Source organism: Nonomuraea sp. NPDC004354 (genome assembly GCF_053602555.1).
On record NZ_JBSGDV010000021.1, the window covers coordinates 92,413 to 117,885 of the forward strand.

Annotated in this window: 26 protein-coding genes; 17 read left to right on the forward strand and 9 right to left on the reverse strand. The window is 74.0% G+C overall.

Annotated elements, in window-relative coordinates; translation table 11 throughout:
• Positions 1–175 precede the first annotated feature (175 nt).
• Positions 176–817, reverse strand: a complete 642-nt coding sequence (locus tag ACWENQ_RS38590; protein ID WP_452418684.1) for a hypothetical protein — start codon at positions 815–817, stop codon at positions 176–178.
• Between the two features lie 235 nt (positions 818–1,052).
• Between ACWENQ_RS38590 and ACWENQ_RS38595 the strand changes: the two genes are divergently transcribed.
• From ACWENQ_RS38595 to ACWENQ_RS38605, 3 genes are all read left to right on the forward strand, one after another.
• Positions 1,053–1,850: a MerR family transcriptional regulator gene (locus ACWENQ_RS38595; RefSeq protein WP_452418686.1), complete on the forward strand. Its 798-nt coding sequence runs from the start codon at positions 1,053–1,055 to the stop codon at positions 1,848–1,850.
• 259 nt (positions 1,851–2,109) lie between these two features.
• Entirely contained in the window at positions 2,110–2,508 is a 399-nt protein-coding gene (locus tag ACWENQ_RS38600) for a hypothetical protein (protein WP_452418688.1), read from the forward strand.
• 62 nt (positions 2,509–2,570) lie between these two features.
• Positions 2,571–4,190 carry a serine hydrolase gene (locus tag ACWENQ_RS38605; protein ID WP_452418690.1) on the forward strand — a complete coding sequence of 540 codons (1,620 nt, stop codon included), beginning with the start codon at positions 2,571–2,573 and terminating at the stop codon, positions 4,188–4,190.
• Between the two features lie 30 nt (positions 4,191–4,220).
• On the opposite strand, the gene ACWENQ_RS38610 is transcribed toward ACWENQ_RS38605, so the two are convergent.
• The 5 genes from ACWENQ_RS38610 to ACWENQ_RS38630 form a co-directional block, all read right to left on the reverse strand.
• Positions 4,221–5,198 (reverse strand): endonuclease/exonuclease/phosphatase family protein, encoded by a 978-nt coding sequence (locus tag ACWENQ_RS38610; RefSeq protein ID WP_452418691.1) that lies wholly within the window; start codon positions 5,196–5,198, stop codon positions 4,221–4,223.
• Positions 5,199–5,303: 105 nt separating this feature from the next.
• The gene (locus tag ACWENQ_RS38615; protein WP_354918048.1) at positions 5,304–5,891 is read right to left on the reverse strand and encodes a GTP-binding protein; all 588 of its coding nucleotides are present in this window, start codon (positions 5,889–5,891) and stop codon (positions 5,304–5,306) included.
• On the reverse strand, positions 5,872–6,249 hold the full coding sequence (locus ACWENQ_RS38620) for a DUF742 domain-containing protein (protein ID WP_354918051.1): 378 nt from the start codon (positions 6,247–6,249) through the stop codon (positions 5,872–5,874). Before ACWENQ_RS38620 ends, ACWENQ_RS38615 begins: the two co-directional genes overlap by 20 nt.
• On the reverse strand, positions 6,246–6,671 hold the full coding sequence (locus ACWENQ_RS38625) for a roadblock/LC7 domain-containing protein (protein ID WP_449929242.1): 426 nt from the start codon (positions 6,669–6,671) through the stop codon (positions 6,246–6,248). The genes ACWENQ_RS38620 and ACWENQ_RS38625 overlap by 4 nt, the downstream gene beginning before the upstream one ends.
• Positions 6,668–9,097 carry a nitrate- and nitrite sensing domain-containing protein gene (locus ACWENQ_RS38630; RefSeq protein WP_452418692.1) on the reverse strand — a complete coding sequence of 810 codons (2,430 nt, stop codon included), beginning with the start codon at positions 9,095–9,097 and terminating at the stop codon, positions 6,668–6,670. Before ACWENQ_RS38630 ends, ACWENQ_RS38625 begins: the two co-directional genes overlap by 4 nt.
• Before the next feature lie 574 nt (positions 9,098–9,671).
• Between ACWENQ_RS38630 and ACWENQ_RS38635 the strand changes: the two genes are divergently transcribed.
• Both ACWENQ_RS38635 and ACWENQ_RS38640 read left to right on the forward strand, forming a co-directional pair.
• Positions 9,672–10,049, forward strand: a complete 378-nt coding sequence (locus ACWENQ_RS38635; protein WP_449929246.1) for an ACT domain-containing protein — start codon at positions 9,672–9,674, stop codon at positions 10,047–10,049.
• A 228-nt stretch (positions 10,050–10,277) separates the two neighbouring features.
• Positions 10,278–11,432 carry an epoxide hydrolase family protein gene (locus ACWENQ_RS38640; RefSeq protein ID WP_452418694.1) on the forward strand — a complete coding sequence of 385 codons (1,155 nt, stop codon included), beginning with the start codon at positions 10,278–10,280 and terminating at the stop codon, positions 11,430–11,432.
• Between the two features lie 178 nt (positions 11,433–11,610).
• On the opposite strand, the gene ACWENQ_RS38645 is transcribed toward ACWENQ_RS38640, so the two are convergent.
• The gene (locus ACWENQ_RS38645; protein WP_449929250.1) at positions 11,611–12,438 is read right to left on the reverse strand and encodes a nitroreductase/quinone reductase family protein; all 828 of its coding nucleotides are present in this window, start codon (positions 12,436–12,438) and stop codon (positions 11,611–11,613) included.
• 374 nt (positions 12,439–12,812) lie between these two features.
• Here ACWENQ_RS38645 and ACWENQ_RS38650 point away from each other — a divergent pair, with 374 nt between their 5' ends.
• The 4 genes from ACWENQ_RS38650 (at position 12,813) to ACWENQ_RS38665 (ending at position 16,215) form a co-directional block, all read left to right on the forward strand.
• Positions 12,813–13,571: a class I SAM-dependent methyltransferase gene (locus tag ACWENQ_RS38650; RefSeq protein WP_449929252.1), complete on the forward strand. Its 759-nt coding sequence runs from the start codon at positions 12,813–12,815 to the stop codon at positions 13,569–13,571.
• An 87-nt stretch (positions 13,572–13,658) separates the two neighbouring features.
• The gene (locus ACWENQ_RS38655; RefSeq protein WP_452418695.1) at positions 13,659–14,387 is read left to right on the forward strand and encodes a hypothetical protein; all 729 of its coding nucleotides are present in this window, start codon (positions 13,659–13,661) and stop codon (positions 14,385–14,387) included.
• Positions 14,387–15,577 (forward strand): histidine kinase, encoded by a 1,191-nt coding sequence (locus tag ACWENQ_RS38660; protein ID WP_452418697.1) that lies wholly within the window; start codon positions 14,387–14,389, stop codon positions 15,575–15,577. The genes ACWENQ_RS38655 and ACWENQ_RS38660 overlap by 1 nt, the downstream gene beginning before the upstream one ends.
• Entirely contained in the window at positions 15,568–16,215 is a 648-nt protein-coding gene (locus tag ACWENQ_RS38665; RefSeq protein WP_449929258.1) for a response regulator transcription factor, read from the forward strand. The genes ACWENQ_RS38660 and ACWENQ_RS38665 overlap by 10 nt, the downstream gene beginning before the upstream one ends.
• Before the next feature lie 201 nt (positions 16,216–16,416).
• On the opposite strand, the gene ACWENQ_RS38670 is transcribed toward ACWENQ_RS38665, so the two are convergent.
• On the reverse strand, positions 16,417–17,478 hold the full coding sequence (locus ACWENQ_RS38670) for a helix-turn-helix domain-containing protein (protein WP_452418698.1): 1,062 nt from the start codon (positions 17,476–17,478) through the stop codon (positions 16,417–16,419).
• 54 nt (positions 17,479–17,532) lie between these two features.
• Between ACWENQ_RS38670 and ACWENQ_RS38675 the strand changes: the two genes are divergently transcribed.
• Together ACWENQ_RS38675 and ACWENQ_RS38680 are read left to right on the forward strand one after the other, a co-directional pair.
• Positions 17,533–17,904 carry a DoxX family protein gene (locus tag ACWENQ_RS38675; protein WP_354918086.1) on the forward strand — a complete coding sequence of 124 codons (372 nt, stop codon included), beginning with the start codon at positions 17,533–17,535 and terminating at the stop codon, positions 17,902–17,904.
• 106 nt (positions 17,905–18,010) lie between these two features.
• Complete coding sequence (locus ACWENQ_RS38680) at positions 18,011–19,162, forward strand: NAD(P)/FAD-dependent oxidoreductase (protein WP_452418699.1); 1,152 nt, start codon at positions 18,011–18,013, stop codon at positions 19,160–19,162.
• Positions 19,163–19,327: 165 nt separating this feature from the next.
• On the opposite strand, the gene ACWENQ_RS38685 is transcribed toward ACWENQ_RS38680, so the two are convergent.
• Positions 19,328–20,146: a UbiA family prenyltransferase gene (locus ACWENQ_RS38685; RefSeq protein ID WP_452418701.1), complete on the reverse strand. Its 819-nt coding sequence runs from the start codon at positions 20,144–20,146 to the stop codon at positions 19,328–19,330.
• 124 nt (positions 20,147–20,270) lie between these two features.
• Between ACWENQ_RS38685 and ACWENQ_RS38690 the strand changes: the two genes are divergently transcribed.
• The 6 genes from ACWENQ_RS38690 to ACWENQ_RS38715 all read left to right on the forward strand — a co-directional run bounded on the left by ACWENQ_RS38690 (position 20,271) and on the right by ACWENQ_RS38715 (position 25,472).
• The gene (locus ACWENQ_RS38690; RefSeq protein WP_452418702.1) at positions 20,271–21,323 is read left to right on the forward strand and encodes a type III polyketide synthase; all 1,053 of its coding nucleotides are present in this window, start codon (positions 20,271–20,273) and stop codon (positions 21,321–21,323) included.
• Positions 21,324–21,329: 6 nt separating this feature from the next.
• Complete coding sequence (locus ACWENQ_RS38695; RefSeq protein ID WP_452418704.1) at positions 21,330–21,848, forward strand: isoprenylcysteine carboxyl methyltransferase family protein; 519 nt, start codon at positions 21,330–21,332, stop codon at positions 21,846–21,848.
• A complete protein-coding gene (locus tag ACWENQ_RS38700) occupies positions 21,845–22,858 on the forward strand; it encodes an NAD(P)/FAD-dependent oxidoreductase (RefSeq protein ID WP_452418705.1) in 1,014 nt (337 codons plus the stop codon). Before ACWENQ_RS38695 ends, ACWENQ_RS38700 begins: the two co-directional genes overlap by 4 nt.
• Positions 22,859–22,957: 99 nt before the next feature.
• Positions 22,958–23,689: an APH(3') family aminoglycoside O-phosphotransferase gene (locus ACWENQ_RS38705; protein WP_452418707.1), complete on the forward strand. Its 732-nt coding sequence runs from the start codon at positions 22,958–22,960 to the stop codon at positions 23,687–23,689.
• 263 nt (positions 23,690–23,952) lie between these two features.
• On the forward strand, positions 23,953–24,303 hold the full coding sequence (locus ACWENQ_RS38710; protein WP_354918104.1) for a bifunctional 3-phenylpropionate/cinnamic acid dioxygenase ferredoxin subunit: 351 nt from the start codon (positions 23,953–23,955) through the stop codon (positions 24,301–24,303).
• Complete coding sequence (locus tag ACWENQ_RS38715; RefSeq protein ID WP_452418708.1) at positions 24,300–25,472, forward strand: NAD(P)/FAD-dependent oxidoreductase; 1,173 nt, start codon at positions 24,300–24,302, stop codon at positions 25,470–25,472. Before ACWENQ_RS38710 ends, ACWENQ_RS38715 begins: the two co-directional genes overlap by 4 nt.
• Position 25,473: the final 1 nt, after the last annotated feature.

Consider the following 25,473-nt stretch of genomic DNA (forward strand, 5'->3'; position numbering starts at 1 on the left):
CCAGGGTCGTCCTTTTTCTTTGGTGCGGCCCCGGTCACCCGTGGCGGGTGGGGGGTGGGTGGGGCGGCCTGAGTGGGTTCGGGAGAATCACGGTGGGTGGGGTGGCCTGGGCGGGGTTCGGGGGAGGCGTCTTGAACGGGTGGGCGGGTCGTGGCGGAGGTGGTGGGGTTCGGGGTCAGGGGTGGTGGCGTCGGCGGACGCGGTCAGGGGAGCGGGCGGCCAGCGCCCAGGAGAGCCCCGTCGCCGCCACCAGGCCCGCCAGGTACCACGGCAGGACCCGCTGCCTGTCCGCGTGGTCGCGGTAGTCCCAGTCGGTCATCACGGCGGTGGTACGCCCTTCGGGGTCGTAGCGGATCTTCAGCGTCCTGTCGGCCGAAGGGGAGCTGGTACTGCTGTGCTCGACCTGGCCGCCGGGGCATGCCAGCACGTAGTCACGGACGGGCGCCCCGGAGCTCGTGACCTCCTCGTCGACCTTCCTGACGGTCGCGCTCCTGACCTGGCAGACGGCGGCCGTGCCGTACCTGATGAGGTCGCCGAAGGCGAGATCCTCCTTCAGGGTCAGGCAGTAGGCCGGCAGCACCGGCACGCCCAGCGCCAGCAGGGCGACCGCGGCCTGGGCCTTCCGCGGCTGGGTCGGCGCGTGCCAGACCGGACCGGCGATGAGGCAGAAGCCGCCGAGCGTGGACATGATCACCGCGAGGTCCCACAGGCCGGTGCGCACGCCCAGCCATACGCCCGCGGTGGGGAGCGCGAAGCCCACGACGGTCAGGGCCGCGCCGCGCAGCACGCGCAGGGTCAGACGTCCGCGCTCGCCCATGGGCGCCCGCCTCCCAAGATCCGGTTGCGGGGACAGCATCCCGCATGGCGCCCCGGCATCCGCAGGCGCCCCCGGCCGGCGCCCCCGGCAGCCGCTCGCTCAGGCGGGCAGCCGGGCTCGGGCTCGATGTTCGCTCGGCCGTACGCCGAGGGTGCGCCGTACGGGCACCGCCTTCCCCGCCGGACGCGCCCGCCTGAGTTGAACCTGCCCCAGGGGAAGGTCACACACTGGGCGCATGATGAACATCGGGGAATTCGCCGAGCTGACCGGTCTGAGCCTGAAGGCGTTGCGCCTCTACGGCGAGCAGGGCCTGCTGCCGCCCGCCTCCGTCGACGAGTGGTCGCGGCACCGCCGCTACAGCGCCGCGCAGTTCGACACGGCGCTCCGGCTCAGGGCGGCCCGCTCGGCCGGCCTGCCGCTGGCCGAGGCGCCGGCGCTGCTCGGCGACCCCGAGACGGCGGCGGCGACGCTGGCCGCCCACCGCGCCAGGCTGGCCGCCGAGCGCGACCGCCAGGACGCCGCCCTCGCCGCCCTCGACCGGCTGCTGGCGGGTCCGGTGCGATGGCGGACCGAGGTACGGCAGGCGCGGCGGCAGCACTGGGCCGGCGTGACCCTTCCGGCCGACGTGGTCGACGACGAGCAGGCCGACGAGCTGTTCGCCGGGCTGTGGCGCCGGCTGTCGGCCGCGGGCAACCCGCCGACGGGGGCGTTCTGGACCACGATCAGGGCCGCGCGGGGGAGCGAGACCGAGACGGAGGTGGTGTGCTGCTGGCCGGTCGCCGAGCCGCCGCCCGCCGACTGGGCCGACGTGGAGCGCGGCACCATCGAGCCCGGCGAGGAGATGGTGGTCCGGTGGAGGTTCGAGCAGGACGTCCCGGTCGTGGACGGGGCGGCGCACCCGGCCGTGCTCGCCCTGCTGGCGGCGGTGGAGAGCGAGGGGGTGGACGTGTCGCTGTCGCAGGTCCGCCAGATCGGGCTGCTGGAGGACGGGCAGCCGGTGGGCGTGGAGGTGGCGGTCCGCGTGAAGCCCTGACACGTTGACTCACCGGGGTTCCGAAACCCTGCTGCCCCCGTAATGTCAGGCCCGTATCATGCGTTTCCGGACCGCCCGGTGTGATCGCCCGCACGGCGCGGCCGAGGAGGCACCCGGTCGGACGAAGCACCGACGAGCTCGTTCGATCTTGTCGCGCGGGACACGACGGAGCGCCAGACTCGGGGTGAGCGCGAACGCCCGCCGAGGGGTTCGCGCAACGGGGGCTGCCCGTCCACCGGGCAGCGGAACAGGGGGACGCATGGCGATGCAGCTGTACCTGGCCGAGCCGGACGCCCTCGGGCCGACGCTCGAGGCGTCGGCGCGGGACTGGTCGGCACGAACCGGCGTCGCGGTCGAGATCTGGGCGCTGCCCCGATCGCCGGTCACCGGCGAGGCCGCGGAGGCGGTGCGGAACACCATCACCACGGTGCTCCGCCAGCTCGAGGGCCGCCAGGGGACACGGAGGGTCTCCATCGCCGTCACGTCGGGGGACTACGGGCTCAGGCTGACCATCAGCCATGACGGCGCGGGCTCGCCCGAACCGGCCGCCGACCGCTTCGCCGCGCCCATGGCACGGTTCGCGGCGCTGCGCGGCAAGCTGACCGTCAACGACGTCCACGGCGCCGGCACGACCATCACCGGGGCGATTCCGCTGTAGCGCGCAGGTAGGCGGTGACCCGGTGCGATCTGCGGAAACACCGCCTGGCTACGCTTTGTGGAGTGACACTGACGCGACGGTGCGCGGGCCTGGCGGCAGCGGGGGCGCTGGCCGTCACCGCGTGCGGCGCCGGTGACGCGGGCCATCCGGCCCGCGTCACGCCGCCGGCCCCCGCGCCGACGCTGTCGGCGGCGCCGCCCGCCCAGCCGGCGCCCTCGCTCACCCGGGCGCGGGTCGATCTCGCCGTCTCCCGCCTCGACGGTGTCATCCGCGACATGATGGCCAGGACAGGCGTGCCGGGGCTGTCGGCCGCCGTCGTCCGCCAGGACCGCACGGTGTTCCTGAAGGGGTACGGCGTCCGCCGGGTCGGCGACCCGCGACCCGTCGGCCCCGACACGGTCTTCCAGCTCGCCTCCCTCTCCAAGCCGCTGGCCTCGACCGTGGTGGCCGGGGTGGTGGGCGGCAGGACGGTCACCTGGGACGACCCCGTGGTCAAGCACCTGCCGGGCTTCGCGCTCAAGGACCCATGGGTGAGCCGGCACGTCACCCTGGCCGACCTGTTCGCCCACCGCAGCGGCCTGCCCGACCACGCGGGCGACCTGCTCGAGGACCTCGGCTACGGCCGGCCGTACATCCTCGGCCACCTGCGCTACGAGCCGCTGGCGCCGTTCCGGGCGAGCTACGCCTACACCAACTTCGGCTTCACCGCGGCGGCGGAGGCGGCGGCGAAGGCCCGCGGCGTCACCTGGGAGGAGCTGTCGTCCCAGGTGCTGTACCGGCCGCTGGGCATGACCTCCACCAGCTCGCTCTTCTCCGCCTACGCCACGGCGCCCGACCGGGCCGCCCTCCACGTCAGGGTGGACGGCCGCTGGACGGCCAGGTACACCCGCGACGCCCAGGCGCAGTCGCCCGCCGGCGGGGCGAGCTCCACCGCCCGCGACCTGGTCGCGTGGATGCGGCTGCAACTCGGCGACGGCAAGCTCGGCGGCAGGACGGTCGTCGACCCGGCCGCGCTCCAGCGGACGCACCTGCCGCAGATCGTCTCCCTCCCGCCCCGCGCTCCGTACGGCGAGCCCGGGTTCTACGGCCTCGGCTGGAACGTGATGTACGACGAGCTGGGACGGCTGCGGCTCAACCACTCGGGCGCCTTCGCCCTGGGGGCGGCGACCACGGCGACGCTGCTGCCGACCGAGAGCCTCGGGATCGTGGTGCTCACCAACGGCCAACCGGTGGGCCTGCCCGAGGCCGTCGCCGCGACCTTCTTCGACATCGCCCAGCACGGCAGGCCGACGGTCGACTGGCTCGCCTTCTTCGGCCGGCTCTTCACCGCCATGGAGCAGGAAGAGCGATCGCCGATCGACTACGCCAAGCCTCCCGCCGCCCCCAGGCCGGCACGTCCGGCCGGCGCCTACACGGGCACCTACGGCAACGCCTACTACGGGCCGATGCGGGTGGCCGCCGAGCACGGCGGGCTGGTGATGCGGCTCGGCCCCGAGGGGCCCAAAGGGATGGCCTTCCCGCTGCGCCACTACGACGGCGACACCTTCGCCTTCCTCACCCGGGGCGAGAACGCCGCCGGATGGTCCGGTGCACGGTTCGCCGTGGGGGAGAGCGGCAGGGCCACCGCGGTGACCGTCCAGCATCTCGACCAGAACGGGCTGGGCACCTTCACCCGGCGCTGACGGTACCGGCGAGCGGCGCCGCCGGCCCGGTCAGGGGAGGCGGAGCTCGGCGAAGACCGCCCGATGGTCGGTGCGGGGCACGTCGCGCACCTCGACCCTGGCCACGCCCACCCGCCGGTCCGCCAGCACGTGGTCGATGGCGATCAGCGGCGGGAGCAGCCGCCCGTGCGGCCACGTCGGGGTCAGCCCCCTGCCCACCGCCGTCGCGGCGTCGACGTACCCCTTCGCCAGCAGGTCGCGCAGCGCCCGGTGGTCGAGGCTGGCGTTGAAGTCGCCCGCGAGCACCCGCACCACGTCGGGCGACGGCGCGGGCATCGCCTTCAGGGAGGCGTTCCACTCGGTCACCATCGGCCCGAGCGGCGGGTTCGGGTGGATCGCCACCACCTGCGCCCTGGCCCCCGACGGCAGCGTCACGGTGGCGGCGGGCATGTTGTGGCCGATCGGCGTGAACAGCCCCTTCTCCTCGGTCAGCGGGTGCTTGGCGAACAGGCCGCTGCCGGTCGCGCCCCAGGCCGGCTGCAGCACCCGGTACGGCATGAGCCTGTCCAGCCCCGCCGCGTCCAGCCGCCTGACCGTCTCGGGCCCCAGTTCGAGCGCGCTGAACACGTCAGGGTCGTACTCCCGCACCAGCGCGACCACGGCCTCCGCGTCGGCCCGGGAGAACAGGTTGATCGACAGCACCTTGAGCGCGGGCCCCCGCGCCGTGAGCGGCTCGGGAAAGGCACGCGGCAGCACGGTGGCGGCCAGCGCCACGCACGCGGCCAGCGCCGGCACGGCCGCGGCCCTCCTGCGTACGGCCAGCGTCACCGCCGCGACCGCGCCGAGCGCCAGCCCGTACGGCGTGAGCGTCATCAGCTGGGTCAGGAACGAGCCGGTCTCCAGCCCGAAGACCCGCACGACCGCCCACGCCACGAGCGCCGTCGCCACCAGCCACGACAGCCACCGCCTGCGCGCGCGCCGCGGCACCGTCCCAGGCGCCTGAAGACCCTTCTCGGCGGTGATGCTCACCCGAACCCCTTGCCTCGGCCTTTCCCACGCCCTTGCGTCGGTCTGTCCGTGACAGTGTGGGGGGCGGAGATGAAAGGCGGATGAAGCGCGAGGAAGGCGGCGCCGTCAGGGCGCCGAGTACAGCAGGCGGCGCTGGAGCGCGTGGTCGATCAGGCCGATGAGCATGTCGCGGCTGGAACCGCGGTCACGGGCGTCGCACAGCAGGATCGGGATGGCCGCGTCGAGCTGGAGCGCGAGCCTGATCTCCTCGACCTCGAACTGCTCGGCGCCGTCGAAGCAGTTGACCGCGACGATGAAGGGCGTGCCGCGCCGTTCGAAGTAGTCGACGGCGGCGAAGCAGTCGCCCAGCCTGCGGGTGTCGGCCAGGACGACCGCGCCGAGCGCGCCCAGCGCCAGCTCGTCCCAGAGGAACCAGAAACGCTCCTGGCCAGGGGTGCCGAACAGGTAGAGCACGTAGTCGGTGTTCAGCGTGATGCGCCCGAAGTCCATCGCCACGGTGGTGGAGCGTTTGGCCGAGACGCCGTAGACGTCGTCCACGCCGACGCCGCGTTCGGTGAGCAGTTCCTCGGTACGCAGCGTCCGCGTCTCCGAGACGGCGCTGACCATGGTGGTCTTGCCCGCCCCGAAACCGCCCGCGATCAGGATCTTGACCGCGTTGGGCATGCGGCGCCGTTCAGAGAGAGCGAAGACCATCGAGTACCGCCTTGTAGACCCGTGGGTCGTGGATGTCGCTGTCGGGGTGGGGATGCTGCACGTCGATCAGATCGTGTTCCAGGAGGTCGCCGAGCAGGACGCAGATCGCCCCCGGCGGCAGGTCCAGGTGGGAGGCCAGTTCGGCCACCGCGATCGGCGCCCTGGACAGGCGCAGGATCGCCGCGTGCTCGGGGTCGAGCCCGGGAGCCGGCCGGTCGGCCACCTCGGCCACCGCGATCGCCTGGGTGATCAGGGCGAAGGCGCCGCGGGCCGGCTGGGTGCGTCCCCTGGTGATCACGAAGGGGCGCAGCAGGCTCGGATCGACCTCGTGCTCGGGCGTGCCTGGACGGGTCGTCAAGCGACCTCACCTGCCCTCAGGTCGGCGGCGTCGGCCGGCGTGAGGCGGGCGCTGGTCGACAGGTGCTGGCCGACCTTGGCGATGAGCATCTCCATCTCGTAGGCCAGCAGGCCGAGGTCGGCGTCATGGGTGGTGAGCGCGGCCAGCCGGGCTCCGTGGCCCGCGATCGTCACGCGCAGGATCAGCTGTTGCCACTCCACGAGTGTCTGCTTGATCTGGCCGCCGCCCGCGTAGTCGGCGGCGGCCGCGGCGAGGCTCTGCAGGCTGGCGGCGACGGCCGACAGCCTGTCGGCGTCGTCGGGTTCGAGCCCGTCCGAGGTGGCGAGCAGCAGCCCGTCGCTGCTGAGGACGATCGCGTGCCGGATGTCGGAGACCCGGGTGACCAGGTCGTTGAGCAGCCAGTTCAGTTGTGCCGTGGTCATGTCGACTCCTGATCGCCGTGGTGGTCGCGACCGCCGAGCAGGCGCTCGGCGGCGGCGCGACCGCGGACGGTGCCCCGTTGCAGGGCCGCCAAGCGGGTGCGCAGCTCGTGCTCGTCATCCGCGATGTGCGGCACGTGCTCGTCGGGCGGCGGGCCGGCGGCGGAGGGGGCGGGGTGCTGGCGCAGTTCGGGAACGAGGCTGGTCTGGGGCACGCGCAGGGGGAGACCTCCGGGTGTGAAGTGCGGCTGGCCGGTGCTCCGGGCAGGCGTCGCCTGGCCGGGGCGTGAAGCGGGTACGGCTCCCGGCACCGGGGCCGGGGTCGGTGGACGGGCCGGGACGGACGCGACGGCGAACGCCGGTGCGGGCGCGGGCAGCGGCGCCGACGGCGTCACGGGAGCGGGCCGTGGGACGGGAGCAGCCGGTGTCCCGGGAGCGGGCCGTGCCCCGATAGCCGGCGGTGCCGATGTGGAGAGCGCCGGTGTGGGCGGTGCCGATGTGGGCGGTGCGGGGCGCTGCCGTTGCGGCAGGGCAGTGGCGGGGGCGGTCCGCTGCGGGTGCGCCGCGGCGGGCGTGAACAGATCGCCGTGCTCCGGCTCCTGCAGCAGCTCCCGCGGCACCAGCACCACGGCGGCCACCCCGCCGTACGGCGAGGACTTGAGCGTCACGGAGATGTCGTGCCTGGCCGCGAGCCTGCTGACGACGTAGAAGCCGAGCCGCGCCGCCGTACCGGTGATCTTGAATTCCGGCGGGTCGGCGATCCGCCGGTTGGCCTCCGCCAGCTCCTCGGCGGACATGCCGAGGCCGCGGTCCTCGATCTCCAGCGCGTACCCGTTGGCGACGTGCTGCCCGCTGACCGTGACGGTCGTGGAGGGCGGGGAGAACGACACGGCGTTGTCGATGAGCTCGGCCAGCAGGTGGGTCAGGTCACCGACGGCCCTGCCGAGCAGGTGGCTGTCGTCGAGCGGGGTGATGGAGACCCTGGCGTAGTCCTCGACCTCGGCCAGCGCGCCGCGCACCACGTCGAGCAGCGGGACCGAGCGCCGCCACGTACGCGCGGGGGTGGCGCCCGCCAGCACCAGCAGGTTCTCGGCCGCCCGCCGGGTCCTGACGGCCAGGTGGTCGAGCGTGTACAGGTCGGTCAGCTCCTGCGGGGTGGTGGCGCGGCGCTGCATGGCGTCGAGCGCGTCGAGCTGCCGCTTGACCAGCCCCTGGGTCCGGCGGGCCAGGCTGGTCAGCGTGTTGCGGGTGCTCAGCCGCAGCTCCGCCTGCTCGACCGAGACCCTGATCGCGGTCTCCTGCACGGTGTTGAAGGCGCGCGCCACCTCGCCGATCTCGTCGGGCCCGAAAGCCAGCGGCGGCGCCTCCTCGGTCAGGTCGACGTCCTGGCCGTGGCTGACGCGTTCGACCACGCCGGGCAGCCGGTGCTCGGCCAGGTCCAGGGCGGCCGCCCGCAGCCGGTTCAGCTGCGCCAGCAGGGCCCTGGTGGTGGTGACCGCGAGCACGATCGAGGCGACGACCGCCACCAGGCCGAGCCCACCGGCGATCAGGAGGCGGACCAGCACGCCGACGGCGACCGGGACCGCCTGCTGGACCACGCGGTCGCCGCCGTCCTGGATCACCGCGTTGAGGCCGGACAGCGCGCCGTCGGCGGCGCTGCGCCACTGCTGGGCGGTGACCGGCGCCGCGCTCCCGGTGGGATCGGCCTCGGCCAAGGCGTGCTCCAGCGCGCGCAGCCGGGTCACCGGCGCGCTCGCTCGCCACTCGCGGAAGGCCCGCTGGTCCTCGGCGGGCAGCGCGGAGGCGGCCTGCTCCAGGGTGTAGGTGGCGATGGTGCTCGCCCTGACGATCTCGGACTGGTCGTCGCGGGTGAGGCTACCGCCGGCCAGGACGCCGCTGACCAGCGCGTCCTCGCGGGACAGCAGCTCGCGGGAGACGCTCATCGCGCTGAGCGACCTGGCGTGCTTGGCGATCTCGTCGTCGTCGACGGCCGCCGCCGCGTCGTACATGTCGTAGAAGCTGTCGATCAGCGCGTCGTAGGCCGCCTGTGCCTGCCGGCGGTCCTGCTGTCCCGCGTCGACGCCCGAGCGCAGCTCGGGCAGGGTGGCCAGCTGCCGGACCACCTCCTGGGCGCGGACGTTGAGCGAGTCGGAGGCGGCCCACCGCGTGAGGGTGGCGCGTGCGGACTCGTCGAACGCCACCCGCAGCCGGTCGTTGTCCGCGCGCTGCGCGCGCAGCTGCTGGCCGGCCACCGATCCGGAGCCGAGCGAGCCGATGGTCAGGCGCCGTTCGCGTTGCAGGCCCCATAACAGGGGTTCGCTCGGCTGGACGAGGTTGCCGTCGACCGTGGTGACCCACAGCAGGTTGATGCTGTCGGAGACGGTGACCCACGCGCTGAACGCCCACAGGGCCACCAGGGAGACCAGCATCGCGACGATCTTGCTACGGACCCGGGTTGCCCGCCATCGCCGGTGTTTGCTGCGGGCCTCCGAGGCCTTGTCAAGGCCGCGAGATGACCGCGTTTGTCGCACACCAGGGGAATGTGGCACTCGGCACACCCTAGCGATCGGACAAATCTCGCTCAAGATCCTCAGTGGATTGTGTCAGATCTCCCCTCGGTGGGGATCGTCCGCAAATCCCGGGCCGGGTGCGGCTCCGCGACGCGCTCCCGAGGCTTCCCGCGCACCGCAGCGCGGCACTCGCCCGCCCGGCCGGCGCGCAGGCGCCGGTGCGCCCGTAGCGGTGCCGCTGCGGAGCGTCAGGCCCGAAACGCCGCCCGTACGGCAGGCGGCCCGCCCGCCGTACGGGCGGCCGGTTCTCCGTCGAGGCGGGCGACCTTTTCCGGCGGAAGGCGAGCGTTCTCGTCGCCCCCGGCGTGTTCTTCGGACGCGAAGGGCGGTTCAGGATCACCATCGGAATGGACACCGGCCACCTGTCCCAGGCGCTCGAAGCCCTGTCGCCCGTCGTGGCCGAACTACCCGACGCTGTTCAGAGGTGATGGACGTGGAGCTCCGCCTCCTTTCCCGCGCGTACTCCGTCTGCCGGCTGCCGGCGGGCACCGCCGTACCGGCCCCGCCGCCGTCGGCCGAGCTGTACGGCCTGACGGTGACGGCCGACGAGGTCTCCGTCGTCTGCGCCACGGGCGAGGAGCCGCCGGGCGCCCAGGTGGAGAGCGGCTGGAGCGCGCTGCGGGTGGCGGGCGAGCTGGACTTCTCGCTCATCGGCGTCCTGTCGTCGCTCACCGCGCCGCTGGCCGAGGCGGGCGTGTCGGTGTTCGCGCTGTCGACGTACGACACCGACTACCTTCTGGTGCGGACGGCCGACCTGCGGCGGGCGTGGAAGGCGCTGGAGGCGCGCGGATACGTGATCAGCGAGGGCTGAGCCCCCTCCATGCCGTAGGCGCGCCGGTCCCGGCGCGAACTCCGCCTCCGGCCTGGCGATCACGCACAGACTGGTCGTATCCCTGTATAGTCGCGCGCGTCGCACGATACGAGGAGGTGAGCCTGATGACGACGTTCTTCCGTCCTGCCCGGGCCCTCCTGGTCGCCGCGTTCGCCTGATCCGCGTCCAGGAGCGCGCCCGTCCGCGTCACTCCTGAACGAAGGAACCATGACACTCGAGTCTTTTCGCATCACCGTTTCCGATGACGTCCTGACCGACCTGCGCGAGCGCCTGACCCGCACCCGGTTCACGACCGCGTCCGACCCCGCCTTCTGGGCGGCCGGGGTCGACCCCGACTACCTGCGCGAGCTCGTCTCCTACTGGGCCGACGGGTTCGACTGGAGCGCGGTCGAGTCGGCGCTCAACGCCTTCCCCCACCACGTGGCCGAGGTCGACGGCCGGCGGGTCCACTTCGTGCTCATGCGCGGCACGCGGGTGGAGGGGGCGCCGGAGCCGCTGCCGCTGGTCCTGACGCACGGCTGGCCGAGCAGCTTCGTGGAGATGCTGCGCGTCGCGCCCCTGCTGGCCGACCCCGCCGCCCACGGCGGCGATCCCGCGGACGCCTTCGACGTGGTCGTCCCCTCGCTGCCCGGCTTCCTGTTCTCCGAGCTGCCGCGCGAGCGGTTCACCCGCAAGGGCGTCGCGCGGACCTGGCACGCGCTCATGACGCGGACCCTCGGCTACCGCCGCTTCGGCGCCTTCGGCGGCGACATCGGCGGCGGGGTCACCCAGTGGCTCGGCGCGCTCTACCCGGACGAGGTCGCCGGCGTCCACATCACCTCGGCGGTCGTGACCTCCGACTTCACCGACGTCCCGCCGACTCCCCAGGAACAGGCCTTCCTCGACGCCCTCGCCGCCTACGACGTCACCGACCAGGGCTACAGCGAGATCATGTGGAGCAGGCCCGACACGATCGCCGCCGCCCTCATGGACTCTCCCGCGGGACTGCTGGCCTGGATCGCCGACAAGTACCGCGACTGGAGCGACTGCGGCGGCGACCTGGAGAAGCGCTGGGACAAGGACACGCTCCTGACGGTGGCCACCCTCTACTGGGCGACCGGCACCATCGGCTCGTCCTTCCGGCAGTACTACGACTACGGGCTCAACGAGCCGGTCCCCACGATCGGCGTGCCGGCCGCCGTCACGCTGAGCAACGAGCCCGCCTTCGCGGGCTTTCCCAGGAGCATGGCCGAACGCCTCTACGCCGACCTGCGCCACTGGAGCACCCCCGACCGCGGAGGGCACTTCATGGCGCACGAGGAGCCCGAGCAGGTGGCCAGGGAGCTGCGGGACTTCTTCCGCCCCCTACGGTCCACCGGCTGATCCGCGGTGCATCGGCTGATCCGCGGTGCACCGGTTGAGCTGCGGTGCACCGGCTGGTCCGCGGTGCATCGGCTGATCCGCGCGTCTTCCGCTGGCCGCGGCTGACCCGCTGATCCGTGGGAAAGGGCCGCTTCCCGGCGATCGGGGAGCGGCCCTGCCGTTCAGCGGGACGGGCCGTTCAGCGGACCCCGCCGTTCAGGATCGGGATCAGCTGCTCCTCCTCGTAGTCGAGGTGCGCCTCGACCTCCTTGGTCAGCTCGTCGACCCCGGCCACGAGGGTGTCCCGGTCGAGCCCGTCGTCCGCGAGCAGCTCCTGCAGCCGGGCCAGCAGCCGCGCGACCACCTCGTGCTCCTCACGCAGGCGCTTCATGGCGGGGGCGAGCTCCGGATGCCTCGCCTCCAGGGAGGGGAACATCATCGTGTCCTCGCCCATGTGGTGGTGGTGCAGCCCCTGGCACAGCGACAGACAGTTGACGCGCAGCTGCGCCCCGATGCCGGGACCCGACGCGGCGACCTCCTTGCGGATCAGGGCCAGCTCCCTGCGGAAGGAGCCGTGGATCTTCCTGAGCACCTCGCCCATCGGCCCCGCCGGCGGGCCGTCGTGGACGGGGTGGAGCGCGACGACGGGAATGACCCTGCTCGTCCTGGCCTGGTACTCGCCCCAGCCGGGGTCGGCTTCCACCGCGCGGTCGAACAGCCGGTCCCGCTCCTCGCCCTCCAGCACCACGGCGTCGGCCTCGTAGGTGAAGACGCCGTCCTCGACGGTGACGCGCGGGTGGGCGAGGAGGTTGTGGTACCAGGCGGGATGGGTGGGCGCGCCCATGGCCGAGGCGATGACGAGCATCCGGTCACCGTCGGGCAGGTAACCGAGCGGCGTCGTACGGCGGGCGCCCGTCCTGGCCCCCGTGGTCGTGAGCAGGAGCAGCCGCGCTCCCTCGAAGGCGCCGACCTGGCCGGCGTTGGCGCGGAACTCGTCGATGATCTGCTGGTTGAAGTCGTTGGTCATGCGTGTGTTCGCTCCAGGCGTGGATGAAGATCGTTGGAAAGTCGGGGAACGGCCCGCACAGGGCAGAAGACGCCGACGGACGGCGTGAAAGGAATCCCAGGAGTACAGGAGTACCGGGAGTACGCGGCGCCGGGCGTGGGGAGGCGCGCGGGAGGGTCGTGGCGGTTAACCGCGCTCGACAGTGTGAGAAGTCACGACATCATCCCCCTGATACGGCGCCTCCATGCCTCCGCCGTCCTCCCGGGCGGCGGCACGCGACGCGAAGGTCATTACAGGCGCATCCCGCAGATCTTGTCAAGGCGCTCGCGCCGGCACCGGAGGTCAGTCATGGGCCAGTGTCGTCGCGACCTGCGGGAGCGTGTGACGATCGAGGCATGACACGATCGTTCGACGACCTGGTGGCCGAGGCCGCCGCCGTACCGGTCGCCGGCTGGGACTTCTCCTGGCTCGAAGGGCGGGCGACCGAGGAGCGCCCGTCCTGGGGTTACCAGCGCATGATGAGCGACAGGCTCGCCACGGCCGGGGCCGCGCTCGACGTCGAGACCGGCGGGGGCGAGGTGCTGGCGGGAGCGCGGAGGCTGCCGCGCACCATGGTGGCCACCGAGTCGTGGCCGCCCAACATCGTCAGAGCGACCAGGCTGCTGCATCCCCTGGGCGCGGTCGTCGTCGCCACCTCCGGCGAACCGCCGTTTCCGTTCGCCGACGAGGCCTTCGACCTGGTGACCAGCCGGCATCCGGTGACCGTGTGGTGGAGCGAGATCGCCAGGGTGCTCCGGCCGGGCGGCACCTACTTCGCCCAGCACGTCGGACCCGGCAGCGTGTTCGAGGTGACCGAGTATTTCCTCGGCCCGCAGTTCGAGGCGCGCAGCAAGCGCCATCCCGCCGTCGAGACCGCCGACGCCGTGGCGGCCGGCCTGCGGATCCTCGACGTGCGCATGGAACGGCTGCGGATGGAGTTCTTCGACATCGGCGCCGTCGTCTACTTCCTGCGCAAGGTGATCTGGATCGTCCCCGGTTTCACCGTCGAGGCCCACCGCGACCGGCTGCGCGACCTGCACGAGCGGATCGCCAAGGACGGCTCGTTCGTCGCCCACGCGTCGCGGGTGCTCATCGAGGCCCGCAAGCCGGCCTGAACCGCCGATCGAGGTAGAGAAACCTCTACCCGCGATCGGGCGCCAACCTTACTGCCCTTCACGCGAGCGATGACGATCATCGCTCGCGTGAGAACAGTGACGATCAGGCCGCGGGTCCACGCGGTGGGAGCAGTGGTGGCGGCGATGGCGCTCGGCGTGGTCGTCGGCGGCGGCGGGCAGGCCGCCACCGCCGACGACGCGGGCGGCAGGGCCAGGTTCGAGGAGATCGACGTCCAGCGGATCAACGTCGTCGAGCCGGACGGCAAGCCCCGCCTGGTCCTGACCAACAGGGTGAAGTCGCCGGGCGCCGTCGTCGACGGCGTCGACCTGGGCAACGGGGGGCTGCGGCCGGGCATGATGTTCTACAACTCCGCAGGCGACGAGAGCGGCGGCCTCGGGCTGCACAGCGGCCTGGTCGACGGCAAGCCGGAGGCGTTCGGGCAGCTGGCCTTCGACCAGTACAAGCAGGACCAGACGCTGGTCCTGCGGTACGCGGAGGGCCAGGGCGAGCGGAGCGTCGGCCTGGAGGTCAAGGACCGGCCCGACACCCCGCTGTCGGCCATGTACGAGGAGTACAAGAAGATCCAGGAGATGCCGCCGGGCCCCGAGCGCGACAAGGCGATGGCGGAGTTCAAGGAGAAGTATCCTGCTCCGCAGCGGGCCTTCTTCGGCAAGAACCGCGACAGGTCGGTGGGGCTGACGCTCGCCGACGGGAAGGGGAAGCCGCGTATCGTGCTCCGGGTCGGCGAGGACGGCAGCCCGCGGATCCAGTTCCTGAACGCCAGGGGCGAGATCACCAGGACGATCAAGGGCTGATGACCACAGTCGTGATGCCATGGCCGGCGATACCGGGCAACCCGCTGCGCTTCCTCGCGTCGGCGTGGCCCTGGCGGGCGCTCGCCTACCTGGTGACCGGCCTGCCGGGCATCGCCGGTGTGGCCTTCCTGTGGTTCCTGGGCGAGCAGGCCGCACTGGTGGTCGGCGCGATCATCCTGATTGTCGCCGTGGGGGCGCTCAGCGGCCTGATCGCGGATCTGGAACGCAGACGGCTACGGCTGATCGACCCGGTCGAGGCGCGCGCGCCGCGGCCGGCGACCGCGAGCGTCCTCTGGCGGCAGATCGGGTACGCGCTCCTGATGGCGACGGTCCTGCCCACGGTCAACCTGGTCGTCCTGATCCTCGCCGGGCTGACCGTGACCTCGCTGGTCGGCTCGTTCCATTCCTGGCTGGCCGGCCGGCTGGACGCCGGGCCCGTGGCCGACGCGCTCGGCACGCTCGCCACGCTGGTCTGGCTGGCGGCCTGCGCCTACCTGGTCACGCTGATGGCCGTGGCGCAGGGGGCGCTGGCGCGCAGCATGCTCACCGCGCCTGCCGAAGCCAGGATGATCGAGCTGACCAGGTCGAGGGCCAGGCTGGTCGACGCGTTCGAGGCCGAGCGGCGGCGTATCGAGCGGGACCTGCACGACGGCACCCAGCACCAGCTGACCGCCGTGCTCATGCAGCTCGGCCTCGCCAGGCTCGACGTCGGAACCGACGCCGACCGTGCGGCGCAGGCCATCGACCTGGCCTACGGCCACGCGCAGGCCGCGCTGGACGAGCTGCGCCGCGTCGTGCGGGGCATGCATCCGTCGGCGCTCGCCGACCGGGGACTCGCGGTGGCCGTCACCGAACTGGCCCGCCACTGCCCGGTGCCCGTGACGCTCGACCTGGACCTGCCCGTGCGCCCGCCGCCCGGGGTGGAGGCGGCGGCCTACTTCTGCGTCTCCGAGGCCCTCACCAACGTGATCAAACACAGCGGGGCCCGCCAGGCCGCCGTCAGCGCCACGCTGTCGGACGGCCGGCTCGTCGTCGAGGTGAGCGACGACGGCGCCGGCTCGGCCGATCCCGCGGCCGGCAGCGGGATCAGCGGGCTGGCCGACCGGGTCGGCGTGCTCGACGGGACCCTCTCGCTCAGCAGCCCCCCTGGAGGGCCGACGACGCTCAGGGTGTGCATCCCATGCGATTGATGATCGCCGAAGACTCGGTGCTGCTCAGGGAGGGACTGACCGGCATCTTCGCCAGGTTCGGGCACGAGGTCGTCGCCGCCGTCGGCAGCGCGGGCGAGCTGCTGCACGCCGTCGCCCGCGAGGTGCCCGACCTCGTCGTGGTGGACGTCCGCATGCCGCCGACCTTCCGCGACGAGGGGCTGAGGGCGGCCATCGCGCTGCGCGGCGACCATCCGGGGCTCGGCGTCCTGGTGCTGTCGCAGATCGTCGAGGAGGCGGCGGCGGGCGAGCTCATGGCGGCGGGAACGCGCGGCATCGGCTACCTGCTCAAGGACAGGATCGGGGCGATCACCCAGTTCGTGGCGGACGCCGAGGCGGTCGCCTCCGGCGGCACGGTCCTCGACCCGGACGTGATCCACCAGCTGTTCGCCCACCGCCGGGCCCACGACCCGCTCGACACGCTGTCGCCGCGCGAACGCGAGGTGCTCGCGCTGGTCGCCGAGGGCCGCTCCAACAGCGCGATCGCCCAGCGGCTCCACGTGTCGGAGGCGGCCGTGGCCAAGCACGTCACCGGCGTGTACACCAAGCTCGGCCTCGGGCTCGACGGAGACGACCACCGCAGGGTGCTCGCCGCCCTCACCTTCCTCCGCTCCCGCTGACCACCTGGCCGAGTGCCGGCCTCCCGCGAGAGCCGGGCCCGCCGCCCCGGCGGGTGCCCCAGCGGCCCGCGGCCGGGTGCCGGGATCGCGGGGGCGTTTCCGCGGCAGAAGGGTTGGAGCCGGCGCGCCCTCGAACGCAACCCGGCGTGCGGGACCCCCCGAGGGCCTTCCGGGATCGTCACCCGGCGCCGCGTGGTGTCCTCAGCGCGAGCGGGCAGCCGCCCCCGGCGCTTCGCGGGGAGACGGGGACGGGGCGAGATCCGATACGGCAGGGGATGAGGACGGAGTGGGGTTCGGTGCGGCGGGAGGTCTGGTGGGGGTGGGGTCCGAAGCGGCGGGAGACCCGGTCGGGGTGGGGTCCGGTAGGCCGGGGGACGGGGACGCGGGGCGGCCCGGCACGGGGTGGGTCGAGAGGGAGACGGGGGTGCGGCCGAGCATGGCGCGGGCGGTGCGGGCCAGATGGGCCTGGTCGGCGAATCCGGCTGTCGCCGCGGCCGACGCCACCGAGGAGCGGGCGAGCTGGGCGACGGCCGCGCGCAGGCGTGCCCACTGGCGCAGCCGTACCAGCGGGATCCCGACGGACGCGCGGACCAGGGCGCGCAGCCGCGGCACGGACAGCCCGACCTCGGCGGCGATGGCATGGACGGGCAGTTCGGGGGAATCGACGGCCATCGCATGGACGGGCAGCCCGAGATCGGCGGCGATGGCATGCACGGGCAGTCCGGGGGGAACGGCGGCCATCGCATGGACGGGCAGCCCGGGGGCGACAGCGTCGGCGGTGTGGACGGGCAGGCCGGGGGCGGTGGTGGCGGTGTGGACGGGCAGGCCGGGGGCGATGGTGGTGGTGTGGACGCGCGGGCCGGGGGCGGCGGCGGGCGGGGAGGCGGTGGCCAGGGCCAGCGCGTGGGCCACGCGGGGGTCGAGCGCCGGGCCGGGCCCGGCCAGCGCCACGAGCTCGGGCAGGGCGGCGCCGCGGGCCAGAGCGTCCCGCAGCCGCCGTACGGCATGCCCGTCGAGCGCCGTCATCTCCCGTGGCGCGCCCAGCAGCCACGGATCGACGAACAGCGCCGTGTAGGCCGAGGTCACCGCGGCGGTGTGGGCCAGCTGGGGCGGCACGAGCAGCCCCGCCCCCCGGACGCGCCCCGCCACGGCGGTCCCCCGCTCGGGAAGGACGACCTTCCACACCGGGTGCAGGTGGCGGGCGACGGCCGCCGGGCCGTTCTCCTCGAACACGGTCAGCCCGCCGCCGGGGGCGAACGCCAACCGGCGATCGTTTCGTTCAAGCGCTCGCGCGGGCGCGGGGGTCAGCATGGCGTCATGCACGATACCGCCGCCATCGCCCTGGCCCTCTTCCTGGCCGCCGTGGGGATCTCCCACTTCGTCTTCCCCGGCTACTTCCGCACGCTCGTGCCCGGCTGGTTCCCGTGGCCGGGGCCTGCCGTCGTGGCCGGCGGGGTGGCGGAGATCCTCCTGGGCGTGCTGCTCGCCGTCCCCGGCGGCAGGGCGGCGGGAGGGTGGGCCGCCGCCGCGCTCATCACCGCCTACCTCGCCTCGCACGTCGACGCGCTCCGGCACGCGCACCGCGACCGGCCGCGGCTGCTGGACCGTCCGGCGGGCGCGGTGGCCCGGCTGGTGGTCAACGCCGCCTACATCGGCTGGGCGGTCATGGTGGCGCTCACCGCGCCCTGACGCACACCCCTGACGCGCGATCTCCCGACCTCCGTGGCCGGTCCTCGAACCGGGCACGGGGTCCCGGGGACGTTTCGCCGGGAGGGTGGCGTGGCAGGTGTCCTGGATGGCAACCGTGTGGGACCTGGTGGTGGTCGGCGGCGGGCCCGCGGGGTCGGCGGCGGCCCTGCGCGCCAAGCAGCTCGACCCCGCCGCGCGCGTCCTGCTGCTCGACAGGGACGACTTCCCCCGCGACAAGGCGTGCGGCGACGGCATCGCCGCGCACGGCGGCGACGAGCTGGCCCTGCTGGGCCTGCCCGACCTCATCGCCGACTACCGGCCGACGCGGCGCCTGTCGGTGGTCTCGCCCGGCGGCGTGCGCGTCTCGGCCACGGTGGCCAGGCCCAACCATGTCGTGCCCCGCATGGTGTTCGACGCCCGCCTCGTCGCGGCGGCCCGCGCGCGGGGCGTCGAGGTGCGCCGCCACCGCGTCCGCTCGCTGGGCGCCGCCGACGGCCACGTGGTCGTCGACGGCGAGGTGCGCGCCCGCACGGTCGTCGCGGCGGACGGCGCGCACTCCACCGTGCGCCGCGTGCTCGGCGTGCGGCCGGCGCCCGACAGGCACACCGCGATCGCGGTGCGCGGCTACGCGGACCTGCCCGGCGCCGACGACGCCCAGCTCATCGCCATGCAGCGGGCCGGGTGGCCGGCGTACGCGTGGTCGTTCCCCATCGGCGACGGCACCGTGAACGTGGGGTTCGGCATGCTGCTGCCCCGGCTGCGGGCGACCGGCCTGCCCGGCCGGCAGGTGCTGCACGGCAGGCTCGCCGAGCTGCTGCCCGACCTGCCCGCCCGCGACCTGCGCGCCCACCACCTGCCGCTGTCGCCGGGCCGCCCGCAGCCTGGTGCGGGCAGGGTGCTGCTCGCCGGCGACGCCGCCGGTCTCGTCAACCCGCTCACCGGCGAGGGCATCTACTACGCGCTGCTGTCGGGCAGGCTCGCCGGCGAGGCGGCCGTCACCTCGACCGGCGACCCGCTGGCCGCCTACCGGCGCGCCCTGCGCGGCGCGCTCGGACGGCACCTGCTGACGACCGACGTGCTGGCCCGCGTGGCGCAGTCGCCGGGGTTCATCGACGCGGCGATCGAGACGGCCGCGCGCCGGACCGAGGTGTTCGACCTGCTGGTGGAGGTGGGTCTGGGCGCGGGTACGGTGCCCGTCCCGCTGATGTGGGCGGTGGTACGCCGCTGGCTGGCACGCAGCCTGCGCCGAGAGGGCTGAGACGCGCCGGACGGCCGACGACACCGGCGGCCGCCGGCACTGAGGCGGGACGGCCGGGGAGAGCCGGTGGCTGCCGGCACTGCGGTGGGGTGGGACGGCCGGGGAGAGCCGGTGGCCGTCAGATGGGCGGTGAGGCGGACGACCGGGGGAGAGCCGGGCCGTCCGTCAGGCGGTGAGGTGGGCGCCGTTGGCGACCAGGAGGGCGACGTCGATCGCGGCCACCAGGATCGACGCGGCGAAGGGCGCCTTCGGCAGACGACGTCCCAGCGCCACGCCCGCGGCGGCGATGCCGGTGGCCACGACGAGCGCGATCCAGGCGGCCGGGCCCGCCGCGCCGTACGGGCCGAAGGCCAGCAGCGCCGTGGCCGCCAGCAGCGGCAGCGGGACCAGCAGGGAGACGGTGGGGCGGCCCAGTCGCTGCGGCAGGCCGCGCACGCCCGCCGCCAGGTCGGCCCGGATGTCGGGCAGCACGTTGGCCAGGTGCGCGCCGACCCCCAGCAGCGCGGCGGCCAGGACCGCCCACCAGGCGGGCCACGGCCGTCCGGGCAGGCCCAGCGTCACGAAGGCCGGCAGCGCGCCGAACCCCACCGCGTAGGGCAGCCAGGACCACACCGTCGCCTTGACGCCGAGGTCGTAGGCCCACGCGGCCCCGACGCCCGCCAGGTGCACGGTGCCTGCCTGCCAGCCCGAGGCCAGCGACAGCGGGACGCACAGCCCCAGCGCGACGAGCGCGGCGGCGCGCACGGTGCGGGCGCGCACCGTTCCGGCCACGATCGGCTTGCCGGCGCGTCCGGCGGCCGTGTCGCGGCGGGCGTCGACGGCGTCGTTGCACCATCCGATCGACAGCTGCCCGGTCAGGACGGCGGCGCCGACCAGCGCGCACCCCGCGGCGTCCCGCCCGCTGGCCACGGCCAGCACGGTGACCAGGAACGTGACCGCGACGGTCGGGCCGGGATGGCAGCTGCCGGCCAGCCCTCTGAGCACCCGCGCCGACCTCACCGCCCGTCACACCAGCCGATCATTGGCAGCCGAATCCATGCCGTCTCATGGGCATAGTAGCCAGCGGGCAGGGCAGCCTCCCGGACAAGTGTCTACCGGAGGGGTGCCGATGACCTGGATCGCAGCCGTCCATGGCGTGCTGCCCCCCAACCGCTACCCGCAGGGCGAGCTCACCGATCTGGCCGCCCGCACCTTCCTGCCGGCAGGCGCCGACCGCCGGCTGCTCGACCGGCTGCACACGAGCGCCAGGGTCGAGTACCGGCATCTCGCCCTCCCGCTGGACCAGTACGGCAAGCTCGACGGCTTCGGCGCCGCCAACGAGGCGTTCGTCTCGGCGGCCGTCGAGCTCGGCGCCGAGGCGGTCGGCGCGGCGCTGGACGAGGCGGGCCTGGCGCCCGGCGACGTGGACCTCATCATGTTCACCTCCGTCACCGGTGTCGCCGCGCCCTCGGTGGAGGCCAGGGTGGCGGTCCGCCTCGGGATGCGGCCCGACGTCAAGCGCATCCCGGTCTTCGGCCTGGGCTGCGTGGCGGGCGCGGCGGGGATCGCCAGGCTGCACGACTACCTGCTGGGCCGGCCAGGCGACGTCGCCGTGCTGCTGTCGGTGGAGTTGTGCTCGCTCACCTTGCAGCGTGGCGACGCCTCCACGGCCAGCCTGGTGGCCAGCTCGCTGTTCGGCGACGGCGCCGCCGCGGTGGTGGCGTGCGGGTCGGCGCGAGAGGGGAAAGGGCCCTGCGTGCTGGCCACGCGCAGCCACCTGTATCCCGGCACCGAGCAGGTCATGGGCTGGGAGGTCAGGGACGGCGGCTTCGGCGTGGTGCTCGACGCGGGCGTCCCCGAGGTCGTGCGCGCCCACCTCGCCGGCGACGTGCGCGGTTTCCTGGCCGACCACGGCCTGAACATCGGCGAGGTGGCGGCGTGGGTGTGCCACCCGGGCGGGCCGAAGGTGCTGGAAGCGGTGGCCGAGGCCCTCGACCTGCCGCCGGGCGCGCTCGACCTGACCTGGCGCTCGCTGGCCGCCAACGGCAACCTGTCGTCGGCCTCCGTCCTGCACGTGCTGCGTGACACGCTGCGCCTGCGTCCACCGCGTCCCGGTACCGCCGGGCTGCTCATCGCGATGGGCCCGGGGTTCTGCTCCGAGCTCGTCCTGCTGCGCTGGTAGCCGCCGATGCCGTGGTATTCGCTGCTCGTGCTGCTCGTGGGCGTGGAACGCCTGGCCGAGCTGGTCGTCGCCCGCCGTAACGCCCGCTGGAGCATGGCGCGCGGCGGGCGGGAGTACGGCCAGGGCCACTACCCGTGGATGGTGGCCCTGCACACCGGGCTGCTCGCCGGTTGCCTGCTGGAGGTGTATCTGGCCGGCAGGCCGTTCGTTCCCGCGCTCGGCTGGCCGATGCTGGCCCTCGTGCTGGCCGCGCAGGCGCTGCGGTGGTGGTGCGTCGCCGCGCTGGGGCCGCGCTGGAACACGCGGGTCATCGTGGTGCCGGGGCTGCCGCTGGTGCGGCGCGGGCCGTACCGGCTGGCCTGGCTGCGCCACCCGAACTACGTGGCGGTGGCCGTCGAGGGCGCCGCGCTCCCGCTCGTCCACTCGGCCTGGATCACCGCGCTGGTCTTCACCTTGGCCAACGCCGTCCTGATGGCGGTGCGGATCCGCTGCGAGAACACGGCGCTGGCCGCCCTCCCGGCATGATCGACGTGCTGGTGGCGGGGGGCGGGCCGGCCGGGCTGGCCACCGCGATCCACGCCGCCCTCGCCGGGATGAGCGTCGTGGTCGTCGAGCCGCGGCGCGCGCCGGTCGACAAGGCGTGCGGCGAGGGGCTGATGCCCGGCGGCGTCGCCGCGCTGCGGGCGATGGGGGTGGCGGCCGGCGGGCATCCGCTGCTGGGCATCGACTACGTGCGGGGGGAGACCCGCGCGCGGGCCGGTTTCGCCGCCGAGCCGGGCTGCGGCGTGCGCCGTACCTCGTTGCACGCGGCCATGTCGGCGCGGGCCGCGGAGCTGGGCGTCCCCGTCGTCACCGGCAGGATCACGCGCGTCCGCCAGGACGCGCGAGGGGTGGTGGCGGGCGGCCTGAGCGCCCGCTGGCTGGTGGCCGCCGACGGGCTGCACTCCCCGCTGCGCACGTCGCTGCGCCTGGGCGTGCGCGACCCGCGCCCCCACAGGTACGGCCTGCGCAGGCACTACCGCATGGCGCCGTGGTCCGACTTCGTCGAGGTGCACTGGTCGGAGGTGGGGGAGGCGTACGTGACCCCGGTGGGCGACGACCTCGTCGGGGTGGCGATCCTGAGCGCGCGGCGCGGCGGCTACGACGAGCACCTGGCCGCCTTTCCCGGCCTGACGCGCAGGCTCACCGGTCCCGCCGTGACGCCGGTGCGCGGGGCGGGCCCGCTGCGCCAGCGGGTCAGGAGCAGGGTGGCCGGGCGGGTCCTGCTCGTCGGTGACGCCGCCGGATACACCGACGCGATCACCGGTGAGGGGGTCAGCCTGGCCGTCCTGTCCGCGCGGGCGCTCGTGGACTGTCTCGTGGCCGGCCGCCCCCACGACTACGAGCGGGAGTGGCGGCGGCTGTCCCGGCGGCACCGGCTGCTCACCGAGGCGTTGCTGGGCGTCGCCCGCAGGCCGGGTACGGCCCGCCTGGTCGTGCCCGCGGCCGCCCGGCTTCCCGCCCTGTTCACGGCCGTGGTGCGGGCGCTGACCTGACGGGACGGCCGCGGGCGTTCCCATGGCGGCGGACGACCGGCGGGAAGGCGCCGAAAACCAGCAGCCGAAGATCACGATGCCCGCCTATGCTCGGGCATCGTGCGGTTTTCTGAACGAGTTCTGGATCTGTTCGGCGAGGATGCCGTCTGGTCGGACGACCACGAGGGCATGAGCGGTCACCTGTCGCGGGTGACCAGCGCGGCGGGGGTCTTCTACGTCAAGCACGGTCCCGTGGCCCGCGAGGAGTACGAACGGCTGCGCTGGTTGAAGCACTGGATGCCGGTCCCCGACGTCGTGGCCTTCGACGAGGACGCGCTCGTGCTGGCCGACGTGGGATGGCCCAGCCTGGAGCGCGGGGCGCCGGCGGACATCGGCACGATCATGGGAGGCGTGCTCCGCGAGCTGCATGCCGTACCGGTCGGGGAGTGCCCCTTCGACGAGGGGCTGGAGGTCAGGCTCGCCCGCGCGGGCGAGCGGCTGCGGGCCGGGCTGGTCGACCCGGACGACTTCGACGACGACCACGTCGGCCTGACGGCGGCGCAGGTCTACGACCGGCTGCTGGCCGAACGGCCCGCGCGCGAGGACCTGGTCGTCGCCCACGGCGACTACACCCCCGGCAACGTGCTGGTCTCGGCCACGGGAGGGCCGGTGCTGATCGACGTGGGCGGTCTCGGTGTGGCCGACCGCTACCTGGACCTCGCCATCGCGCTGCGCGACCTCGGCGAGGACTACGGCGAGTCGGCCGTCGCCGACTTCCTGGCCGCCTACGGCCTGGCGGAGGTCGACCGGTGGCGCCTCGACTACTACCGGTTGCTGGACGAGATGTTCTGAGGCGGCGCGCTGGGGCGGGGCCCGGGCCATCACCCCGGCACGCGCGGTCGCCACGGGGGGACGGCCCTGCCCGCAGAATTCACCAAGCGATGAATCAATCGCCGCACAGGTGTGGCGACCAGCACCCCCGGAAGGCGCTGCCCGCCAGACGGGGCGAAGCGGGATCACTTGCACAAAACCGGTCTTGACATCCGCAATCCACACCCGCACTCTGTTGCGTATAGCGCGAGATGTTTCTCTTTGCGAAACCGAGGTGTGACACGATGATCCCAGCGTGCCCACTTGCATCACTGCCGCGAGGCGAGGCCCTCCGGGTCGAGGCCGACCCGCCCATCGCCGTCTTCCATACCGAGGACGGCGAGATCTTCGCCATCGACGACACCTGTACGCATCAGGATGCCTCGTTGGCCGACGGCTGGCTCGAGGGCTGCGAGATCGAATGCCCGCTGCACGCCTCGCGGTTCGACCTGCGCACCGGCCAGGTCGACGCGCCCCCCGCCAAACGGCCGGTGCGCACCCACCAGGTCGTCGTCGAGGACGACGTCATCTACGTCGTGCCCTCCGACGAGGAGCCGAACCTGCCGCCCGGCGTCACGCTCAAGGGGCAGGCGTGAACACCGTCTGCGTCGTCGGCGCCTCGCTGGCCGGGCTCCTGACCGCCAGGGCGTTGCGCGGCCAGGGCTACACCGGCCGCCTCGTCCTCGTCGGCGAGGAGCGGCACCGCCCCTACGACCGGCCGCCCCTGTCCAAGGACTTCCTCAAGGGCGCCATCGGCGAGGCCGACCTCGCGCTGGAGGGCGACGGCGAGGAGCTCGACGCCGAATGGCGGCTCGGGGTCGCCGCGACCGCGCTCGACCCGGTCGCCCGCCGCGTCATCCTGAGCGACGGCACCTCGGTCAAGGCCGACGGCATCGTGATCGCCACCGGCGCCTCCGCGCGCGAGCTGCCGGGCGCGCGGAGCCTGGCCGGCGTGCACACGCTGCGCACGCTGGACGACGCCCGCGCGCTGCGCGGCGACCTGGAGCGCGCCGGACGCGTCGTCGTGATCGGCGGCGGCTTCATCGGCGCCGAGGTGGCCGCGACGGCCAGAGACCTCGGCCTGGAGGTCACGCTCGTGGAGTCGGGCAGCGCGCCGCTGGCCGGCGTCCTCGGCGCCGCGATGGCGGAGACGATCGCCACGCTGCACGAGCGGCGCGGCGTGCGCCTGGTACGCGGCGCGTACGTCACCGAGCTGACCGGCGACGGCAGGGTCGACGGCGTACGGCTGGCCGACGGCACGCACCTGCCCGCCGACGTCGTCGTCGTGGGCATCGGCGCGACGCCCAACATCGCGTGGCTGGAGGGCAGCGGCCTCGAGCTCGGTGACGGCGTCGTCTGCGACGAGGGCGGCGGCACCCGCGTGCCCGGCATCGTCGCGGTCGGCGACTGCGCGGCCTGGTTCGATCCCGCCCAGGGCGGCCACCGCCGGATCGAGCACTGGACGGGCGCCAGGCAGCGGGCCGCCGTCGCGGCGGCCACGCTGCTGTCGGGCGGCACCGCCAGGCCCGAGCCGGCGCGCCCGGCCTACTTCTGGTCCGACCAGTTCGACATCAAGATCCAGTTCATCGGGCACGCCAGGGACGCCGACTCGGTGACCGTGGAGGAGGGCGACCCGGCCGACCACAGCTTCCTGGCCGTCTACCGGCAGGGCGAGCGCCCCGTCGCGGTGCTGGGGGTCAACCAGGTCAGGCTGTTCACCCGCTGGCGCCGCCATCTGGAGACCGCGCCGGTCCAGGCCGGCTGAG

What these genes read in the sequence shown, in the direction of transcription:
- ACWENQ_RS38590 (WP_452418684.1), bottom strand. Translation starts at nt 817, where the DNA reads ATGGGCGAGCGCGGACGTCTGACCCTGCGCGTGCTGCGCGGCGCGGCC.
- ACWENQ_RS38595 (WP_452418686.1), top strand. Translation starts at nt 1,053, where the DNA reads ATGATGAACATCGGGGAATTCGCCGAGCTGACCGGTCTGAGCCTGAAG.
- ACWENQ_RS38600 (WP_452418688.1), top strand. Translation starts at nt 2,110, where the DNA reads ATGGCGATGCAGCTGTACCTGGCCGAGCCGGACGCCCTCGGGCCGACG.
- ACWENQ_RS38615 (WP_354918048.1), bottom strand. Translation starts at nt 5,891, where the DNA reads ATGGTCTTCGCTCTCTCTGAACGGCGCCGCATGCCCAACGCGGTCAAG.
- ACWENQ_RS38625 (WP_449929242.1), bottom strand. Translation starts at nt 6,671, where the DNA reads ATGACCACGGCACAACTGAACTGGCTGCTCAACGACCTGGTCACCCGG.
- ACWENQ_RS38630 (WP_452418692.1), bottom strand. Translation starts at nt 9,097, where the DNA reads ATGCTGGTCTCCCTGGTGGCCCTGTGGGCGTTCAGCGCGTGGGTCACC.
- ACWENQ_RS38640 (WP_452418694.1), top strand. Translation starts at nt 10,278, where the DNA reads ATGACACTCGAGTCTTTTCGCATCACCGTTTCCGATGACGTCCTGACC.
- ACWENQ_RS38645 (WP_449929250.1), bottom strand. Translation starts at nt 12,438, where the DNA reads ATGACCAACGACTTCAACCAGCAGATCATCGACGAGTTCCGCGCCAAC.
- ACWENQ_RS38650 (WP_449929252.1), top strand. Translation starts at nt 12,813, where the DNA reads ATGACACGATCGTTCGACGACCTGGTGGCCGAGGCCGCCGCCGTACCG.
- ACWENQ_RS38660 (WP_452418697.1), top strand. Translation starts at nt 14,387, where the DNA reads ATGACCACAGTCGTGATGCCATGGCCGGCGATACCGGGCAACCCGCTG.
- ACWENQ_RS38665 (WP_449929258.1), top strand. Translation starts at nt 15,568, where the DNA reads ATGCGATTGATGATCGCCGAAGACTCGGTGCTGCTCAGGGAGGGACTG.
- ACWENQ_RS38675 (WP_354918086.1), top strand. Translation starts at nt 17,533, where the DNA reads ATGCACGATACCGCCGCCATCGCCCTGGCCCTCTTCCTGGCCGCCGTG.
- ACWENQ_RS38680 (WP_452418699.1), top strand. Translation starts at nt 18,011, where the DNA reads ATGGCAACCGTGTGGGACCTGGTGGTGGTCGGCGGCGGGCCCGCGGGG.
- ACWENQ_RS38690 (WP_452418702.1), top strand. Translation starts at nt 20,271, where the DNA reads ATGACCTGGATCGCAGCCGTCCATGGCGTGCTGCCCCCCAACCGCTAC.
- ACWENQ_RS38695 (WP_452418704.1), top strand. Translation starts at nt 21,330, where the DNA reads ATGCCGTGGTATTCGCTGCTCGTGCTGCTCGTGGGCGTGGAACGCCTG.
- ACWENQ_RS38700 (WP_452418705.1), top strand. Translation starts at nt 21,845, where the DNA reads ATGATCGACGTGCTGGTGGCGGGGGGCGGGCCGGCCGGGCTGGCCACC.
- ACWENQ_RS38710 (WP_354918104.1), top strand. Translation starts at nt 23,953, where the DNA reads ATGATCCCAGCGTGCCCACTTGCATCACTGCCGCGAGGCGAGGCCCTC.